This window comes from Rhizobium rosettiformans (genome assembly GCF_016806065.1).
GTDB lineage: Bacteria > Pseudomonadota > Alphaproteobacteria > Rhizobiales > Rhizobiaceae > Allorhizobium.
The window spans coordinates 3,150,173-3,166,640 of the sequence record NZ_CP032405.1 but is presented as its reverse complement, the minus strand read 5'-3'; the positions used below and the strand labels follow the sequence as shown (position 1 = coordinate 3,166,640).

General features: G+C 61.5%; 23 protein-coding genes and 1 pseudogene. 10 read left to right on the top strand and 14 right to left on the bottom strand.

Annotation, left to right across the window (positions count from 1 at the left end; translation table 11 throughout):
• The first annotated feature begins 24 nt into the window (after positions 1-24).
• The 3 genes from coxB to D4A92_RS15465 are packed head-to-tail and all read left to right on the top strand — an operon-like array spanning position 25 to position 3,594.
• Entirely contained in the window at positions 25-735 is a 711-nt protein-coding gene (gene coxB, locus D4A92_RS15475) for a cytochrome c oxidase subunit II (protein ID WP_246753956.1), read from the top strand.
• Positions 732-3,257 (top strand): cytochrome c oxidase subunit I, encoded by a 2,526-nt coding sequence (ctaD, locus tag D4A92_RS15470; RefSeq protein WP_203015217.1) that lies wholly within the window; start codon positions 732-734, stop codon positions 3,255-3,257. The genes coxB and ctaD overlap by 4 nt, the downstream gene beginning before the upstream one ends.
• 1 nt (position 3,258) lies before the next feature.
• Positions 3,259-3,594 (top strand): hypothetical protein, encoded by a 336-nt coding sequence (locus tag D4A92_RS15465; RefSeq protein ID WP_203015214.1) that lies wholly within the window; start codon positions 3,259-3,261, stop codon positions 3,592-3,594.
• Between the two features lie 164 nt (positions 3,595-3,758).
• On the opposite strand, the gene D4A92_RS15460 is transcribed toward D4A92_RS15465, so the two are convergent.
• From D4A92_RS15460 to D4A92_RS15440, 5 genes and pseudogenes are all read right to left on the bottom strand, one after another.
• Complete coding sequence (locus D4A92_RS15460; protein WP_203015211.1) at positions 3,759-4,793, bottom strand: sensor histidine kinase; 1,035 nt, start codon at positions 4,791-4,793, stop codon at positions 3,759-3,761.
• Between the two features lie 121 nt (positions 4,794-4,914).
• Complete coding sequence (locus tag D4A92_RS15455; protein ID WP_203015198.1) at positions 4,915-5,154, bottom strand: hypothetical protein; 240 nt, start codon at positions 5,152-5,154, stop codon at positions 4,915-4,917.
• A 539-nt stretch (positions 5,155-5,693) separates the two neighbouring features.
• A pseudogene (locus tag D4A92_RS25115) lies at positions 5,694-6,128 on the bottom strand (DUF2155 domain-containing protein); the annotation flags it as partial.
• Between the two features lie 93 nt (positions 6,129-6,221).
• Positions 6,222-6,620 (bottom strand): NADH:ubiquinone oxidoreductase subunit NDUFA12, encoded by a 399-nt coding sequence (locus D4A92_RS15445; protein ID WP_006727630.1) that lies wholly within the window; start codon positions 6,618-6,620, stop codon positions 6,222-6,224.
• Positions 6,621-6,728: 108 nt separating this feature from the next.
• Positions 6,729-7,196, bottom strand: coding sequence for a GNAT family N-acetyltransferase (locus D4A92_RS15440; RefSeq protein WP_203015194.1), 468 nt, complete (start codon positions 7,194-7,196; stop codon positions 6,729-6,731).
• A gap of 78 nt (positions 7,197-7,274) precedes the next feature.
• Here D4A92_RS15440 and D4A92_RS15435 point away from each other — a divergent pair, with 78 nt between their 5' ends.
• Positions 7,275-7,688: a hypothetical protein gene (locus D4A92_RS15435; protein WP_203015185.1), complete on the top strand. Its 414-nt coding sequence runs from the start codon at positions 7,275-7,277 to the stop codon at positions 7,686-7,688.
• 27 nt (positions 7,689-7,715) lie between these two features.
• On the opposite strand, the gene D4A92_RS15430 is transcribed toward D4A92_RS15435, so the two are convergent.
• Together D4A92_RS15430 and gatB are read right to left on the bottom strand one after the other, a co-directional pair.
• Complete coding sequence (locus D4A92_RS15430; protein ID WP_203015183.1) at positions 7,716-8,213, bottom strand: GNAT family N-acetyltransferase; 498 nt, start codon at positions 8,211-8,213, stop codon at positions 7,716-7,718.
• 6 nt (positions 8,214-8,219) lie between these two features.
• Entirely contained in the window at positions 8,220-9,725 is a 1,506-nt protein-coding gene (gene gatB, locus D4A92_RS15425; RefSeq protein WP_203015174.1) for an Asp-tRNA(Asn)/Glu-tRNA(Gln) amidotransferase subunit GatB, read from the bottom strand.
• 138 nt (positions 9,726-9,863) lie between these two features.
• On the opposite strand from gatB, the gene D4A92_RS15420 reads away from it, so the two are divergent.
• Entirely contained in the window at positions 9,864-10,199 is a 336-nt protein-coding gene (locus D4A92_RS15420; RefSeq protein WP_203019980.1) for a DUF1294 domain-containing protein, read from the top strand.
• On the opposite strand, the gene D4A92_RS15415 is transcribed toward D4A92_RS15420, so the two are convergent.
• On the bottom strand, positions 10,196-10,705 hold the full coding sequence (locus tag D4A92_RS15415; RefSeq protein ID WP_203015171.1) for a GNAT family N-acetyltransferase: 510 nt from the start codon (positions 10,703-10,705) through the stop codon (positions 10,196-10,198). The two genes, D4A92_RS15420 and D4A92_RS15415, sit on opposite strands and share 4 nt — an antisense overlap.
• Positions 10,706-10,979: 274 nt before the next feature.
• Here D4A92_RS15415 and D4A92_RS15410 point away from each other — a divergent pair, with 274 nt between their 5' ends.
• The 3 genes from D4A92_RS15410 to D4A92_RS15400 are packed head-to-tail and all read left to right on the top strand — an operon-like array spanning position 10,980 to position 11,786.
• Positions 10,980-11,237 (top strand): YjhX family toxin, encoded by a 258-nt coding sequence (locus D4A92_RS15410; protein ID WP_203015168.1) that lies wholly within the window; start codon positions 10,980-10,982, stop codon positions 11,235-11,237.
• Positions 11,234-11,506: a hypothetical protein gene (locus D4A92_RS15405; protein ID WP_203015164.1), complete on the top strand. Its 273-nt coding sequence runs from the start codon at positions 11,234-11,236 to the stop codon at positions 11,504-11,506. Before D4A92_RS15410 ends, D4A92_RS15405 begins: the two co-directional genes overlap by 4 nt.
• Positions 11,490-11,786: a type II toxin-antitoxin system RelE/ParE family toxin gene (locus D4A92_RS15400; RefSeq protein WP_348649883.1), complete on the top strand. Its 297-nt coding sequence runs from the start codon at positions 11,490-11,492 to the stop codon at positions 11,784-11,786. The genes D4A92_RS15405 and D4A92_RS15400 overlap by 17 nt, the downstream gene beginning before the upstream one ends.
• Before the next feature lie 3 nt (positions 11,787-11,789).
• On the opposite strand, the gene D4A92_RS15395 is transcribed toward D4A92_RS15400, so the two are convergent.
• The 4 genes from D4A92_RS15395 to D4A92_RS15380 form a co-directional block, all read right to left on the bottom strand.
• Positions 11,790-12,272, bottom strand: a complete 483-nt coding sequence (locus D4A92_RS15395) for a GNAT family N-acetyltransferase (protein ID WP_203015158.1) — start codon at positions 12,270-12,272, stop codon at positions 11,790-11,792.
• The gene (gene gatA / locus D4A92_RS15390; RefSeq protein WP_203015155.1) at positions 12,266-13,747 is read right to left on the bottom strand and encodes an Asp-tRNA(Asn)/Glu-tRNA(Gln) amidotransferase subunit GatA; all 1,482 of its coding nucleotides are present in this window, start codon (positions 13,745-13,747) and stop codon (positions 12,266-12,268) included. Before gatA ends, D4A92_RS15395 begins: the two co-directional genes overlap by 7 nt.
• 76 nt (positions 13,748-13,823) lie before the next feature.
• The gene (gene gatC / locus D4A92_RS15385; RefSeq protein WP_076395817.1) at positions 13,824-14,111 is read right to left on the bottom strand and encodes an Asp-tRNA(Asn)/Glu-tRNA(Gln) amidotransferase subunit GatC; all 288 of its coding nucleotides are present in this window, start codon (positions 14,109-14,111) and stop codon (positions 13,824-13,826) included.
• A gap of 66 nt (positions 14,112-14,177) precedes the next feature.
• Positions 14,178-14,882, bottom strand: a complete 705-nt coding sequence (locus D4A92_RS15380) for a metal-dependent hydrolase (RefSeq protein ID WP_203015152.1) — start codon at positions 14,880-14,882, stop codon at positions 14,178-14,180.
• A 146-nt stretch (positions 14,883-15,028) separates the two neighbouring features.
• On the opposite strand from D4A92_RS15380, the gene D4A92_RS15375 reads away from it, so the two are divergent.
• Positions 15,029-15,325 carry an alkylphosphonate utilization protein gene (locus tag D4A92_RS15375; protein WP_006727615.1) on the top strand — a complete coding sequence of 99 codons (297 nt, stop codon included), beginning with the start codon at positions 15,029-15,031 and terminating at the stop codon, positions 15,323-15,325.
• 13 nt (positions 15,326-15,338) lie between these two features.
• The gene (ruvX, locus tag D4A92_RS15370) at positions 15,339-15,836 is read left to right on the top strand and encodes a Holliday junction resolvase RuvX (protein ID WP_203015150.1); all 498 of its coding nucleotides are present in this window, start codon (positions 15,339-15,341) and stop codon (positions 15,834-15,836) included.
• Here ruvX and D4A92_RS15365 read toward each other — a convergent pair.
• A complete protein-coding gene (locus D4A92_RS15365; RefSeq protein ID WP_006727613.1) occupies positions 15,770-16,105 on the bottom strand; it encodes a DUF6105 family protein in 336 nt (111 codons plus the stop codon). The genes ruvX and D4A92_RS15365 overlap by 67 nt on opposite strands.
• Positions 16,102-16,347, bottom strand: a complete 246-nt coding sequence (locus D4A92_RS15360; RefSeq protein ID WP_203015147.1) for a hypothetical protein — start codon at positions 16,345-16,347, stop codon at positions 16,102-16,104. Before D4A92_RS15360 ends, D4A92_RS15365 begins: the two co-directional genes overlap by 4 nt.
• Between the last annotated feature and the right edge of the window lie 121 nt (positions 16,348-16,468).

Here is a 16,468-nt window from a genome sequence, read left to right as displayed (position 1 = left end):
CCTCCTTTTGCGGAGGAAAGGCCGATGTGCGGCCGAATGTTCCACCGTATCACATGCCTTAGCGTGATCGGCCTTACACTGTCTGCCTGTTCAGGCGATCTGTCGACACTGGATCCGGCCGGCCCCTATGCCGGCGCGATCGCCAATCTCTGGTGGATCATGCTGATCGGCTCTGGTCTCATCCTGGGCCTGGTGCTTGCGCTGCTCGGCCTCGTCTTCTTCAAACCCGGCTTCGGACGCAGCCTCTCACCTAAAGGTTGGATGATTGCCGGCGGTTTGTTTCTGCCCGTTCCCGTGCTGGTCGCGCTGATGGCCTATGGCATGGCGCAGGGGGAATATCTGATCGGCGCCTGGCAGAACGAGCCGGTGGTCGCCCGTGTCGAGGCACATGGCGCCATGTGGCATTGGGGTTTCCGCTATCCGGATCTCGGGGACAACGTGGCGACGGACGGGACCTTGCATATTCCGGCCGGCGGCGTGGTCGAGGTGCGGGTCACCAGTGCCGACGTGGTCCATAGCTTCTGGATCCCGAGGCTCGCCGGCAAGATCGATGCCGTGCCCGGGCATGAGACGGTCGTGCGCATCAAGGCCGATGTGCCGGGCCGCTATGGCGGCATCTGTGCCGAATATTGCGGCACCGGCCATGCCGGCATGCGCTTTACCGTCGAAGCCCATCCGCCCGAAACCTATCGCCAACGTCTGACCGCACTTGCCGCAGGAGTGTCCGCACCATGAACGACGCCAGACCCGAGACGGGCTATCAGACACCGGAAACGGCGATCCGGCTGCACCATGAGCTCGACGCCGTCTGGGGCTCGGGCCATGGTCTGGAGAGGCTGTCGGCGGTGAACCACACCGTTGTCGGCAAGCGCTTCATGGTGACGGCACTCGTGTTCTTCGCGATCGGCGGCGTACTCGCCATGCTGATCCGGGCACAGCTCGCCTCGACCAACAGCGCCTTCCTCGATGCCGCCCAATATGCCCAGGTCTTCACGATGCATGGCGTCATCATGATGTTCCTGTTCGCCATCCCCTTCTTCGAGGGGCTGGCACTGTATCTCCTGCCGAAGATGCTGGGCGCTCGCGACCTCGCCTTCCCGCGCATGTCGGCCTATGGCTACTGGTGTTACCTGTTCGGCGGCTCCTTCCTGGTCGCAGCGCTCATCTTCGGGATTGCGCCCGATGGCGGCTGGTTCATGTATACGCCGCTCTCCTCCCGCCCCTTTTCGCCAGGCATCAATGCCGATGTCTGGCTGCTCGGCATCACCTTCGTCGAGATTTCGGCGCTGGCGGCAGCGATCGAGATCATGGTGACGATCCTGAAGCTCCGGTCACCGGGCATGTCGCTCACCCGGATGCCGATCTTCGCCTGGTACATGCTGGTCGTCGCAGGAATGATGATCATCGGCTTCCCGCCGTTGATCCTTGGCTCCATCTTGCTGGAGGTGGAGCGCGCCTTCGACCTGCCCTTCTTCGACCCGACCCGCGGTGGCGATCCACTGCTCTGGCAGCACCTGTTCTGGCTTTTCGGGCATCCGGAGGTCTACATCATCTTCCTGCCTGCCGCCGGCGCGCTGTCGACCATCATTCCGGTCCTGTGTCGTACGCGACTGGAAGGTTACGGGCTGATCGTCGCCGCCATCGTCGCCATGGCGTTTCTGTCCTTCGGGCTGTGGGTCCACCACATGTATACGGTGGGCATTCCGCATGTGGCGCTTTCCTTCTTCTCGGCGGCAAGTGCGCTCGTTGCCATCCCGACCGGCATCCAGATCTTCGCCTGGCTTGCGACCATGGCGCATGGCAGGCCGCGCTATTCGATCCCCATGCTGCATGTCTTCGGCTTTTTCTTCGTCTTCGTGGCGGGTGGCCTGACTGGTGTGATGCTGGCCATGGTGCCCTTTGACTGGCAGGCGCATGACACGCATTTCGTCGTGGCGCATCTGCATTACGTGCTGGTCGGCGGCTTCGTCTTTCCGATGATGGCAGCGGCCTATTACTGGCTGCCGCACATCACCGGGCGCCAGCCCGTGCAGCACCTGTCGAAGCCCGCCTTCTGGCTGGTCTTCATCGGCTTCAATGTCACATTCTTCATCATGCACCTGACGGGCCTGCGCGGCATGCCGCGCCGTGTCTTCGAATACCCGCAGGCAGCCGGCTGGGAGGTCTTGAACTTCATCTCCTCGGTCGGCAGCTTCGTGATGACGATCGGCTTTGCGCTGGTGGCCCTCGACCTGATCATGCTCATTCGCCATGGCCGGCCATTCCGGCGCGACCCCTGGGAAGCCGGAACGCTGGAATGGGCGACGCCCACGCCGCCGCCATCCTACAATTTCGGCTCGTTGCCGCATATCGACGTCCGCGCCGATGCGCTCGAGCCGCGCAGCCTCGGCCCGGAGCTCGCCGCCGGACGCGGCTATCTCGGCTTCATGCGCAATGGCTGGATGGAGACGCTGACGGTGGACATGGTGAGCGGCCGCCTCGACCATGTGGTCGTGCTTCCCCGCCCCACCTATCTGCCGCTCTGGACGGCGATGGCCACGGCGGCCTTTTTCGCCAGTCTGCTCGCCAAGCTCTACTGGCTGACGCCGGTCGCCTTCGTCGTGGTCATCATCTTCTTCTTCCTGTGGACGCCGGCGACGGGGCTGAAGCAAGATATAGGCCCACTCGAGATCGGGCGGGGCGAACGGGCCCTGCACCACCAGGAAGTGGCGCAGCCGCCCTCCTGGTGGGCCGTGGTCTTTGCCCTTGCCGCCAATGCGACGCTCTACACGTCCCTGGTGTTCGGTGCCTTCTTCCTCTGGCTATCCGCCCCCAACTGGCCGCCGCCGGATCTCGACTTCACCTTTGTCCTGCCGTCGCTGGTCGGTGCTGGCGCCCTCGTCATGGCAGCGATCGCGGGACGCTTCGCCGATGGTCAGCCCGGCCGGACGGTCACGAGCCTGGCGGTAACGCTTGGTGCGCATGTGATCAGCGTCGGTGCGGTCGCAGTGCTGCTGATGTCGATCCCCGCACCGACCGGGCATGCTGCCTCCGCTTCGGCGTTTGCGGTCGCCTTTTACGTTGCGCTGCAAGCAGCGATCGGCGCGGTGCTGGCGATCTACGGGCTGTGGCGCTGGAATAGCGGGTATATCGGGCCGTCACGCGTGCTCGATCTGCGCATCGGACGGCTGTGGCACGACTACACGGCCGTGGCCGGCCTGATCGGACTCGCCTTCCCCTTCGTGTTGCAGAGCCTGACCGGGATCGGAGGGCGATGAGATGAAGGTGTCCCCGTTCCTCCTGCTACTGACAGGCTTCGTAATCTGGTCAGGTGCCTTCCTGCTTCTTTATGGGGTGCAGGCAACCGGATGCCATCTCGGCTGGCACCAGATCGATGTCGGCCCAATCTCGGCGCTGCGGCTGTTGCTCGCGATGATGCTCGTCATTGTTCTGGTGCTGATCGGTGGGCTACACTGGTTTGCGACCAGGGCACTCACAGAGCCGCAAACCGATGAGGTACGGCTGCTGCACAAGATCGCCGGGATGCTGCAGGCGGCCGCCCTGGTTGCGACGCTGATCACCTATGGCGGTGTAATGTGGCTGACCTTGTGCTAGTGGCTCGCCTCAGCCACGGCCAGCCGCGACGATCTTCGCGATGCAGATCTTGCTCTCTTCCCTCATCGCTTCAAACGCCCGCTTCGCCGTCGCCGGCGGCCATAGCTCTCTCGCGCCTGTCATAGAGCGGCGGCTGGGCTACTTTAGGGTCGCCGTGATCTCGCTTATTGCGGGATCGGCGCCCTCATCGTGCAGACGAGGCCGGTCGGGTGATATTCGACGCTGACCTGTCCGGCGAAATCGGCAGCGAAGATCCGCGAAATAAGCTTCGAGCCAAATCCTTGCGTCTTTGGCTCATGCACATGCGGCCCACCGCTTTCCTGCCAGATGAAATGGAAAGCTTCGTTGGGATTGTCAGCCCTGCGGTCGACCTGCCAGCGAATGTCAATCTTGCCATTGCCATCGGAGAGCGCGCCATACTTCGTCGCGTTGGTGGCAAGCTCGTGGATGGTGAGCGCCACCGTCAAAGCGTGTTTGGCGGTCAGGTCGAGATCGTGACCGGAAATCGAGAACCGCTGCTCGCTCTGCACATGCGGGCGCAGCGCGTTTTCGACCACGGCACGGATCGGTGCATCCTGCAGGGCCTTCCTGGAAATCATGTCATTGGCCTCGGCCAGCGCCTGCAAACGGCCGGTAAAGGCATCGCGGCGATCACGGATATCGTCGCCTTTCAGCGTCTGACGCGCGATAGCGCTAACCACGGCGAGCGTGTTTTTGATGCGGTGTTGCAGTTCACCGTTCAAGAGCTCCAGCCGCTGCCGGGCGTCGGTAACGTCGGAGATGTCCTTGGATATCGACAGGATATGGGAGGGGCTGCCGTCGGCCTTGAAAATCGGTGCCACCTGAACATCCCAGAAGCGGCTATTGCCCTTCACGGTGTTCGCTTCACCCACGAAGCGCGATGGCTTTCCGGCAATCGCCGCTTCCACGGCCTGTCTAGCGGCGGTGTTGCCGTCGCCACTCCAGAAATCCGGCCAGGGGCAGCCCTTGAGCGGGGCAAAGTCGTCAACTTCCATGACCCGCTTGCCGCCTTCGCTCATGAATTGCAAGCGACCCTGGAGATCGAGCACCTTGATGCAGTCGCCGCAGCCACTCAGGACCGCCGCAAGAAACGCATCGTTGCCGACCAATAGCGGATCAGCCGCCGTCAGTTCGCCAACCATGCTGTCAACGGCACCAGCCGTCGTTGTGGACCGCATCACAGGGTCATCCATCTCGAATATCGGTCCAATTCAAAAAGAAAATATCCGGCTGAATCCTTGCTATCAAAAACGACAGGTGGCAACCCAGAAACGTCATGCCAGGGACGTGAAGGCTCTGTTAGTTCACCGTCAGGTCCGCTGTCTCGCCGTAGGCGATGATCAGCTTGGGGCTGGTCATGTCACCGCTCTCCTCGTCGACCTGGATGGAATAGGCGGCGACGCCGAGGTGCCGGGCGGACATGGCGGTAGCGATCTTTTCGGCCGAAGCGGCGCTGGAGGCCTGCCGCATCTCGCCGGGCACGATATTGCCGCGGTTCTTCTTGAAGGGAAGGACGATGAATTTTTCAGAGAGAGACATGGGTGAACTCCTGTTCGTTCGCCTCTTGTTCTCCCTATCGGGGAGGATGTCAACCGCGAAGCGTCTCGCCGTTGAGGCGCCTGCTGAAAGGCGCTGTGGTTTCCCGGGAACCGCTGCTCTTAGGTAAAACTCTTGTCGAAGTCGGGCACCGCCTAAGCAGAGGGAGAACGCACCGCGCGAAAACAGGTGCGGCGCCCGGTAGTCCGGAAACGCAGCGATCGTGTCTGGTATGACCGACCTTAATCGCCTCAGAAGAGACCGACGCCCGGAGGCGGTGTCACCTGGGTCGGTGGCGGCAGCGGCTGGCCGTCCGGAATGAGATCGTCCTGCTGCAGACCGTCCTGCTCCGGCAGCGCGCCTCCGAAGACCTCGTCGGGGACTTCCACCGGTGCGTCGAGCGGCGGAACGACGGTCTGGTTTGGATCGGCACCCGGTACCGTGGCCTGGGACGGATCCGTGACTGCGGCCCCCGGATCTGCCGAGGTTACGGTCGGGGCCGGCGTTGCGGCATTGGCAGGCTTTGCCGGTTCCGGAGCAACCTTGGCGACGGCCTCGACACCAGGCGGCGGGGGAACTTCCGACTCCACCTTGCAGCCGGTCAGCCAGACGTCATAAATCGGATGCTCCACGGCATTCAGCGCCGGGCTGTCGGCGAACATCCAGCCGGAAAAAATGCGGCGAATCTTGCGGTCGAGCGTGATCTCGTCGACCTCGATGAAGGCGTCGATCTTCTGGGCTTCGGTCTCGTCGCGCGAATAGCAGACCTTGGGCGTCACCTGGAGGGCGCCGAACTGGACCGTTTCGTTGACATAGACGTCGAAGGTGGTGATGCGGCCGGTGATCTTGTCGATGCCGGCGAATTCGGCGACGGGATTTTCGAGGCGAGCGGCATCAGCCTTGCCAGCCAAGCCGAGCGATGCCGTGGCGGCAAGCCCGAGAACCGGAATGGCCCATGCCCATGCACTCAACTTCATCGTTCCGCTCGCTTTCGTCGATCCACTTGAGCCCAGACACAAGAAGGGCCTCACGATAGAGGCCCTAATGCCGGATTATGGCCAAATCGGGTATCAGCTGCCCGGCGTCCAGGCATCGTAGTCGCCGGTGACGCGCGGACGCTCACCGGTGGCGGAAATCGAGCCCTGCGGGCGATAGGCGGCAGCCGTGCCGGTCTGGTTCGGGCGATGCGCCTTTTCCCATTCACGCGGCTTGTAATCTTCCTTCGACGGCGGCGTGTCGGTGCGGTAATGCATCCAGCCATGCCAGCCGGCAGAAATCTTCGAGGCTTCGGCGTAACCGTTGTAGATTACCCAACGCTTCGGCTGGCCCCAGCTCGTCATCGGGCCCTCGTAATAGACATTGCCGAACTCGTCTTCGCCGACGCGCTTGCCGTGACGCCAGGTAAAGAAGCGGGTCCCCATGGTCTGACCGTTCCACCAGGTGAAGATCTGCAAGAGAAGCTGCTTCATGTCTTATCCTTGGGCAATTACCGCAGGCCGCAGGACGGCCTTGTCGAACCTTCGTCGCTTATGCCGCCTCACTCTCGGCTTGTCCAGTGATTCCCCGTCGCACCACCGTCATTTCAGCTTCAACTTGAAGCCGATATGGGAAGGTGTGAAGCCGAGCCGCTCATAGAAACGATGGGCATCCTTGCGCACGGCATTTGACGTCAGCTGAACGAGGCGCATGCCGTCCCTGCGGGCTTTCTCGATGGCGAAACCGATCATGGCGGCACCAATGCCCCTGCCCCGCATGTCAGCGCGGGTCTGAACCGCTTCAATGATCAGCGAGGAAGAGCCGCGCGCCGTCATTGTCGTGGTGACCATCGTCTGGAAGGTACCGACCACCTGACCGTCAAGTTCCGCGACATAGAGCGTCTCGTTTGGAGACGCGGCAATCTTCCGAAAAGCGGCGCGATAACAGGGCAAGGCCTCAGGATCGGTCGTGTCGCCATGGCCGCCCAAGGGATCATCGGCGAAGAGGGAGACGATCGCCTCCAGATCATTCTCGGTGGCTTCCCGGATCCGTGTCGAATGCGCTTGCATGCTGCCCCCGCTGTTGCGCTAGTCTTGCCCTCCATAGCGATCCCGGGGGACTTCTTGATGACAGGCAGGCGACGACTGGTGACAATTCTGTGCGTAATGCTTTCGACCGTGGCCGTACAGGCGCAGGACGAGGGTCGCAAGGCCATCGCCTATGTGCAGGCACCGGAAATGAGCTCGGGGCTCTGCGCGGAGAAGGATGCGGCAAGCGCCATCGACTGCGCCGTCAAGCAGTGCATCGAGGGCGGCGGGACGGTGGAGGCCTGCGAGGTGAATGCCGTCTGCTATCCGGCCAACTGGAGCGTCGATGTCTTCATGATGGCGGATGGCGGGCCGCACTGGCATCAGTTCTCTTGCGGCTGGCAATCGAAGGAATTGGCATTGAAGGCGGCCGAGCTTGCCTGCAGCAATGCACCGGATAACGGACTGATCGAATGCACGGCCGTTCAACTTATTGACGAAGACGGCACGGTGACGGAAGCACCGTTCAACTGAACCTCGTGCCCGCAAGCAAAAAGCCGCTCACTTGAGCGGCTTTTCCATGATCACCGCTTCGATCCCGCTGTCGGGACAGCCGCAATTCTTCGTCCTGTCGACCTCGACGAAATCATGCGCCTCGTAGAAAGCGATGGCGCCGGCATTCTGCGGCTCGACTTCAAGCCGCAAAATCTCAGCATCCGGGAAGCAGGTCTCGATCTCGGCAAAGAGATCCCGACCTATGCCTTGGCGCTGATGGTCGGGATGCACATAGAGCTGGTGCAGGATTGCGGTCTTGGTCAGCTTTTCGGAGATCGCAGCAAAAGCCATGCCGCCGATCCGCTTGCCGTCGTCGGCGACGAGATATTCGCCGCCTTTGACGTGGATGCGCCGCTTGATCTCGGCCGGCGAGTGCCAGGCGGCGATCAACTCGGCAACCTTGGCCGGTCCGTAGAACCGGTCATAGGTCGCGTGGAAACTCTGCGTCAGCAGGGCGCGGAGCGGTTCGACATCCCGATCGTTGGCCGTACGGACGAAGAACACCGGTGCTTACTCCTCTGGCAGGCCAAGCTTGGCCTTGACCAGTGCCTGAACCGCCTGGGGGTTGGCCTTGCCGCCGGTCGCCTTCATGACCTGGCCGACAAACCAGCCGGCGAGCGTCGGCTTGGCCAGCACCTTGGCGACTTGGTCCGGGTTGGCCGCGATGATCTCGTCGACAGCCTTTTCGATGGCGCCGGTGTCGGTCACTTGCTTCATGCCGCGCGCTTCGACGATCTCGGCCGGATCGCCGCCCTCGTTCCAGACGATCTCGAAGAGGTCCTTGGCAATCTTGCCGGAGATGGTCTCGGCCTTGATGAGGTCGATGATGCCGCCGAGCTGGGCGGGCGAAACCGGAGTCTCTTCAATGGCTTTGCCGGCTTTGTTCAAGGCGCCCAGTAGGTCGTTGATGACCCAGTTGGCGGCCGTCTTGCCGTCACGGCCTTCTGCCACGGCTTCGAAATAGTCGGCGATTGCCTTTTCCGAGACGAGCACGGACGCGTCGTAGACGGAGAGACCAAGCTCCGACACGAAACGGGCCTTCTTGTCGTCGGGCAGTTCTGGCAGATCCTTCTTCAGGTTCTCGATATAGGCATCATCGAATTCGAGCGGCAGCAGGTCCGGATCGGGGAAGTAACGATAGTCATGCGCATCTTCCTTGGAGCGCATCGAGCGGGTCTCGCCCCTGCCCGGATCGAAAAGACGGGTTTCCTGGTCGATCGTGCCGCCATCCTCGATGATCGCGATCTGGCGACGGGCTTCGTATTCGATGGCCTGGCCGATGAAGCGGATCGAGTTGACGTTCTTGATCTCGCAGCGCGTGCCGAATTCGCCACCCGGCTTGCGTACGGAGACGTTGACGTCGGCGCGCATCGAGCCCTCGTCCATGTTGCCATCGCAGGTGCCGAGATAACGCACGATCGAGCGCAGCTTGGTCATGTAGGCCTTGGCTTCGTCCGAGGAGCGCATGTCAGGCTTCGACACGATTTCCATCAAGGCGACGCCCGAGCGGTTCAGGTCGACATAGGACATGGTCGGATGCTGGTCGTGCATCGACTTGCCGGCATCCTGTTCCAGATGCAGGCGTTCGATGCCGATCTCGATATCCTCGAAATTGCCCTGACGGTCCGGACCGAGCGAGATGATGATCTTGCCCTCGCCGACGATCGGGTCCTTGAACTGCGAGATCTGATAGCCCTGCGGGAGGTCGGGATAGAAATAGTTCTTGCGGTCGAAGATCGAGCGCTTGTTGATCTGGGCTTTCAGGCCAAGACCGGTGCGCACGGCCTGGGCCACGCATTCCTCGTTGATGACGGGCAGCATGCCGGGCATGGCGGCATCAACGAGCGAGACGTTGGAATTGGGGGCATTGCCGAAGACGGTCGAGGCGCCGGAAAACAGCTTGGAATTCGACAGCACCTGGGCATGGACCTCCATACCGATGATGACTTCCCAATCGCCGGTGGCGCCGGGGATGAAGCGTTTCGGATCAGGCGTGCGGGTGTCTACCAGGGTCATCGGATGCTCGTGTCATGCGTGGACGTGTTGTCTCGTGAGGTAGAGCAATTGGGCCGAAGGTGCAAGACTTGTGGGATGTTCGCAACGCGACCCGCCGTTGACGGAAAACGCACAAAGATTGCCTAGATTATTGTGGCAATGACACCCGACTCCGTCCTCACCCTGCTTGCGATCTTCGCCCTTTGGAACGGGATCGTGTTCTGCGTCTATGCGTTCGACAAGATGGCGGCCACGCAAGGAGCTTGGCGCGTGCGGGAAGACGCCCTCATCCTGCTTGCGGTTTTCGGCGGCGGCCTGGGCGCCTTTGCCTGTCAGCGCCTCATGCGGCACAAGACGCGGAAGGGCCCTTTTCCTGTCCTGCTGCCGCTCATGGCGGGGCTGCACCTCACCATCGTCCTGCTGATCACACTTGTTCCAGATGCGCTCCTTCAGGCGGTGGACCAGGCTGCTCTAATTCTTAACCGGCTGATTTAGAATTCCTGGCCATAGCCGCTGCCGCCGGCTTCAGACAGCGATTTGGAAAGGCCAACGGACTGCACGTCGCGATCGAGCTTGGGATTATAGCTGACGGTCAGCCAGTTCACCTGGTAACCCTTTCTTTCGAAAAACTTCAGTGCATCGCTGTTCATCGCATGGGTCTGAAGGCGGGCGAGCGGGATGCCTTGTGCCCTGAGTTCATCCTCGACCGCCTCAAGCAAGGCAGTGCCGAGCCCCTGGCCTTCCAGATCCGGCTCGATCCAGAAATCGGTGATGTTTTCATCCATGTCCTCGCGCGCCGCCCAACCGGCGGGCACGCCGGAGACTTCGACGACAGTTATGGTGATCCAGCCGTCTTCCGCGAAGCGCGCAAAAGCGTCCCGTGCATTGGCCGCCATTTCCTCCGCCTCGCCGACGGACGCCATGGCCTTGCGCCAGGCGCGCATGCCGATCTCCGTCAGCAGCCTTGCATCGTCCTGTCGTGCCTTGCGGATCGTGACCATCCTCACCTCTTTGTTGGCGACAGTAAAACATCGGTGATGATTCTTGGCCAGAGCGTGTGACATTGCGGTCATCGACGCCCCGCGGTGCGTCGTGATATGAGGACACCGTCTACAGGAGTTTTGATGTTCGGTTTGTCCGAGACCCGGTAAAGGCCCTGCCCGCGCCCCTTCGAGGGAGCGATCGGCCAGGGCCAGAAAACGAAGCCCCGACGCCTTCAGGCGCCGGACCCGTTTTCATGCGCGCTACGCAGCGCGTTTCTCCGGACATCTCATCATGGACATTTCACGCTCAGACCAGCGTATCCTTCATCTCATGGCCCAAGGCGGCTGGATCGAACTCCACCGCGACGACCGACGCAAGATCGAGAAGGCCTTGTGCTTCTCCCGCGACGGCTGGCTCTATCCCGGCTTCGACATCGAACTCTTCCGGCGGCTGAAACGCCTGAAGGCGATCAGTTCGAGAGATGGCAAGCCCTATCGGATTACCGAACGAGGCTTGAGGCTCGTCAGGGCTGAGCTGGATAATAGGTGAGCTTGGGACCGGCACCGCTGAACGCGGTGCCGGTCCCTATCGATCCAGTTGGCCCTGGATCCAAGTTGCGCTATTGTCGTCTAATGGCTGAATCGAAACCACAAGCTTTAGAAGACATCGACTTCGCCCCGCCGTCGGCGAACGCGTCCCCGGCGGAGTATGAGGCCTGGAAGGTGAAGAAGATCACCCACGCTCTCAAGCAGTGCGAGGATCGAGAATCGATGATCCCGGCCGCCGAGGTTTGGGAGCGCTTTGGCTTTGAACGTTAAGTTCTCACCACAAGCGAATGCAGATCTCATCGCCATTCATGCGTATATCTCCGACCGAGACGAATTTGCTGCCGACAGGATTCTGTCACGTCTCCGACAGGCCACCGAGACACTAGGGCATTATCCGATGCTCGGTCGACCGGGTTCTGTCGCCGACACTCGCGAGTTTCCGGTGCACGGGCTCCCTTACACGATCATTTATCGAATGGTCTCAACCGCACAACTCGACATAGTGACAGTTCTTCATCAGCGCATGCTTTATCCGCCATCGGAAGACTGAGGGTCAAAACACCAGCTGCATCTTCACCTTGTCGACCGCCATTCCCATGGACGGCGAATTCTGCATGCCGCGCCAGAAGATAGTGAAGCCCAGATCCTTGTAAAGCCGGATTGCGCCTTCGTTGGCGGCATGCGTGTCAATCCGCGCTCGCTTCAAACCTTCGGCGCGCATCTCGCGCAGGAGCCTCGAGACGAGCGCCGAGCCGATGCCGAGACTCTGATGGGCGGGGCTCACCCAGAGATCGGAGATGTAGTCGCGCGCACCGTCACGGGCGATCCAGCCAGCAATCTCGTCGCCGAGCTCGCCGACGGTGATCAGGCTGTAATGCTCCTGGGCAAAACGGCGGAAGCTCAGGCGAATGCGAACCATCATGTCGACGCCGAAGGCATTCAGCACGGGGTTCGCAGCCCAGGCGTCGAAACCGACGCGGCCGACGCTGTCCGCATCGGCCGCTGTCATGTCACGGATGACGAAGTCCTTTACCACCACTTGGCCGGCATGAACTTGCCGGCAGCCTGTTCGATGACATGAGCCGTTTTGAAGAGGGTTTCCTCCTCGAAGGGCTTGCCGATGACCTGAAGACCGAGTGGTAGGCCCTTGGCATCGAGGCCGGCGGGAACCGAGATGCCCGGCAGACCGGCCATGTTCAGCGTGATGCTGAAGACGTCCTGCTGGTACATCTTGACCGGATCGGCCGCGAGTTCCTTGTCGCCGATCGCAAAGGCAGACGACGGCGTGATCGGCGTCAGGATTGCGTCGACGCCGGCTTCGAAGGCGAGTTCGAAGTCGCGCTTGATCAGCGTGCGGACCTTCTGGGCCTTCAGATAGTAGGCGTCGTAATAGCCGGCAGACAGCACATAGGTCCCGATCATGATGCGGCGCTGGACTTCCTTGCCGAAGCCTGCGGCCCGGGTCTTCTCGTACATGTCGACGATGTCCTTGCCGTCGACGCGCAGACCGTAACGAACGCCGTCATAGCGGGCGAGGTTCGACGAGGCTTCGGCGGGTGCCACGATGTAATAGGCCGGCAGCGCGTATTTCGTGTGCGGCAGGGAAATGTCGACGATCTCGGCGCCGGCCTCCTTGAGCCAGGCAATGCCCTGCTGCCAGAGGGCCAGGACCTCTTCTGACATGCCTTCGATATGGTATTCCTTGGGAATGCCGATCTTCATGCCCTTCACCGAGCCGCCGATGGCCTTTTCGTAGTCCGGAACCGGCAGGTCGACAGAAGTCGTGTCCTTCGGGTCAACGCTGGCCATGGATTTCAGAAGGATCGCAGCATCGCGGACGTCGCGGGCGATGGGACCGGCCTGATCGAGCGACGAGGCAAATGCGACGATGCCGAAACGCGAGCAGCGGCCGTAAGTCGGCTTGATGCCGACGGTGCCGGTGAGAGCAGCCGGCTGGCGGATCGAGCCGCCGGTGTCGGTTGCCGTGGCACCGGCGCAGAGATGCGCGGCAACGGCTGCAGCAGAGCCACCGGAGGAGCCGCCTGGAACCAGCTTCTCATCCGACCCCTTGGCCTTCCACGGGTTAACGGCAGGACCGTAATAGGAGCTCTCGTTCGACGAGCCCATGGCGAATTCGTCCATGTTGAGCTTGCCGAGCATAACGGCGCCGGCATCCCAGAGGTTCTGGGTCACGGTCGATTCATACTTCGGCTTGAAGCCGTCGAGGATGTGGCTGCAGGCCTGGGTATGCACGTCGCGGGTGGCGTAAAGATCCTTGACGCCGAGCGGAATGCCTTCGAGCACGCCGGCCTTGCCGTCTGCGATGCGGGCGTCGGATGCCTTCGCCATCTCGCGAGCGACATCCGGGGTCACGGCGACATAGGCGTTCAGATCGGTATTCGCACCCTCAATCGCGGCGAGATAGGCGTCCGTCAGTTCGACGGCCTTGATCTCCTTGGCGGCGAGTTTCGCGCGGGCTTCGGCGATGGTGAGGCTGATCAATTCGCTCATGGCAGGTTCACTTCAAACTGTCGGTGGGCCGGCAGGCCCTGATAATCGGGAGGCGCTCAGGGTTCGGTCAGGCGTCTTATTCGACGACCTTCGGCACCTGGAAGAAATTGCGATCGGTGGCCGGCGCATTGGCGACGATGTCGTCGGCCTTGTTGCCGTCGGTGACGACATCTTCACGCTTCTTCATGGCCATGGGGGTCACCGAGGTCATCGGCTCGACACCGGTCACGTCCACTTCGTTCAACTGCTCGACGAAACCGAGAATGCCATTCAATTCTCCGGTCATGCGTGCGGCATCCTCTTCGCTGACAGCGATGCGGGCAAGGCGCGCGACGCGCTTGACGGTGGCGAGGTCAACAGACATGGCATTCTCCGGATAAGCTGTTTTCTTCGCTATAATGGCCGTCAAGCGCTGAGGCAACGGGGTTTGTCAGACCTCGATGGCCGTGCCGGCCTGCGGAGTCGCCACACGGGTGCGCGTTCCATCCATGCCGGCGACAAATTTCTCCGGCGTCTGGTCGATGATCGGGAAGGACCCGTAGTGGCAGGGGATCGCCGTCTTGAAGTCGAAGAAGCGCTGGCAGGCCAGTGCTGCCACTGCACCGCCCATGGTGAAGCGGTCGCCGATCGGGACGATTCCGACATCGGGCTGGTGCAATTCGTGGATCAGCTTCATGTCGGAAAAGATATCGGTGTCGCCCATGTGGAGCACCGAAGCTTCGTCGTCGAAATGCAGCATCAGGCCGTTGGCGTTGCCAAGCGCGTGCGACACGCCGTCTTCGGTGATCTGAGCGGAGGAATGCAGCGCATTGGTGAAGGTCACCGTAAAGCCCTCGAAATGGATGGTGCCGCCGGTGTTGCCCATTTCCAGCTTGTCGACACCCTTGGATCCAAGCCAGGCGGCGAGATCGGCATTGGCAAGCACCGTGGCGCCGGTTTCCTGCGCTAGCTGCACCGTATCGCCGACATGGTCGCCGTGACCGTGGGTGAGCAGGATGTGCGTCACACCCTTGGTCATGTCCTTGCGGTCGAGACCGGCGAAGCCAGGATTATGGGTGAGGAAGGGATCGATAAGGATCGAGGCCTTGGCCGAGTCGAGACGGAAGGCGGCGTGGCCGAGCCAGGTGATTTTCATGCGTTGAGTCTCCGGTCCTTGATATCGTTCGCAATATATGGCGGGGCGCTCCATCGGCAACAGTCGCGCCGAGTTGCTTCTATGCCTATGCTGGTCTAAGCGACCAGCATGACAGCCGTAGCGCCGAGCGCAAGAAAGGAACCACCATGGCCGATGACGACTACGTGTATGACGAGGCGACCGGCGAATGGCGTCCGGCGTCCGAAGTTGCAGCAGCGGCCGCCGCCAAGCCCATCGCCCGCGACGCCTCCGGCACCGAACTTGCCGACGGCGATTCGGTCGTGCTGATCAAGGATCTCAAGGTGAAGGGTGCCGGCCAGACGCTGAAGCAGGGCACGGTTATCCGCTCGATCAGGTTGACGGATGATCCCGAGGAAATCGACTGCCGCTTTGACGGGATCAAGGGTCTGGTGCTCAGAACCGAATTCGTACGCAAGCGTTGATCGGCGAGACAAGATGGCCACCCTGACGATCGAGGAACTGGCTGAACGGTTGAAACCCGGTGAAGCCATTGCCGGGCTCGACCTCGGCACGAAGACGATCGGACTTTCGGCGTCCGATCTCGGCCGGCGCTTTGCCACCCCTCGCCCTGTTATCAAGCGGGTGAAATTCACGCAGGATGCCGAAGTTCTGCTCGCCTTTGCGGCGAAAGAGAAGATTGCCGCCTTCGTCATCGGCCTGCCGGTCAACATGGATGGCTCGTCGGGTCCTCGCGTCCAGGCGACACGCGCCTTCGTGCGCTCGATGTCGGAGAAAACCGATATCCCCTTCGTCTACTGGGACGAGCGGCTGTCGACGGTCGCTGCCGAAAGAGCGCTTCTGGAAATGGACGTCTCGAGAGCCAAGCGCAGCGAGCGGATCGATTCCGCCGCTGCGAGCTTCATTCTTCAGGGAGCGCTTGACAGGCTCTCCGGGCTTGCCCGCACCTCGGACAGTTCCGCCGACTTCGCCTGACGGGCGGCCCACCAGGCCTTGATCTGCTTGCGGCGGCGAAAGCCGATGATCGCAAACAGGATCAGGCTATCGACGACGATCGCCCGCGCGACCAGAGGCGGGATCGTCTCGGGCGCAATGCCGAGGACGTTGCCATAGATCTGGAAGACCAGATCATGGGCGTCCCGCGTCAGCATGAAAATGCCGAAGCTCATGTCGTAGTAGGACAGACCGTACCAGGCGCCCAGGATCGTGATGGGCAAAGCCCACAAGAGCAGAAGTGTCTTCATGCCGTTTCCGCCTTTTGATCGAACGACAAATCATTTGTCGCCGGCCAGTTTTCCACCAGCCATTTCAGGGAAGCCATGACGGACAGCACGGCGGCCGGGACGGCGATATCGAGCGCCAATCCCGAGAAAAATACCATCATCATGATGGTTGCCACCGGTCGTGCAACAAGCGCGTCCGTCACCACTTCGCCCTTTAACGTCTGTCCCGTGCAAAAGGTGGCCTGTTCGGCACGAACACGCAACGTAAACCCTTTGTTAAGGTTAACGGCGCCTGTGGATGAGCAGTTACAGCCACTTGGCCGAAAATGTCGTCGGGACACGATTTTCGATTGAAAGCAGGGGGTGCCAGGACTACCCCTCCCC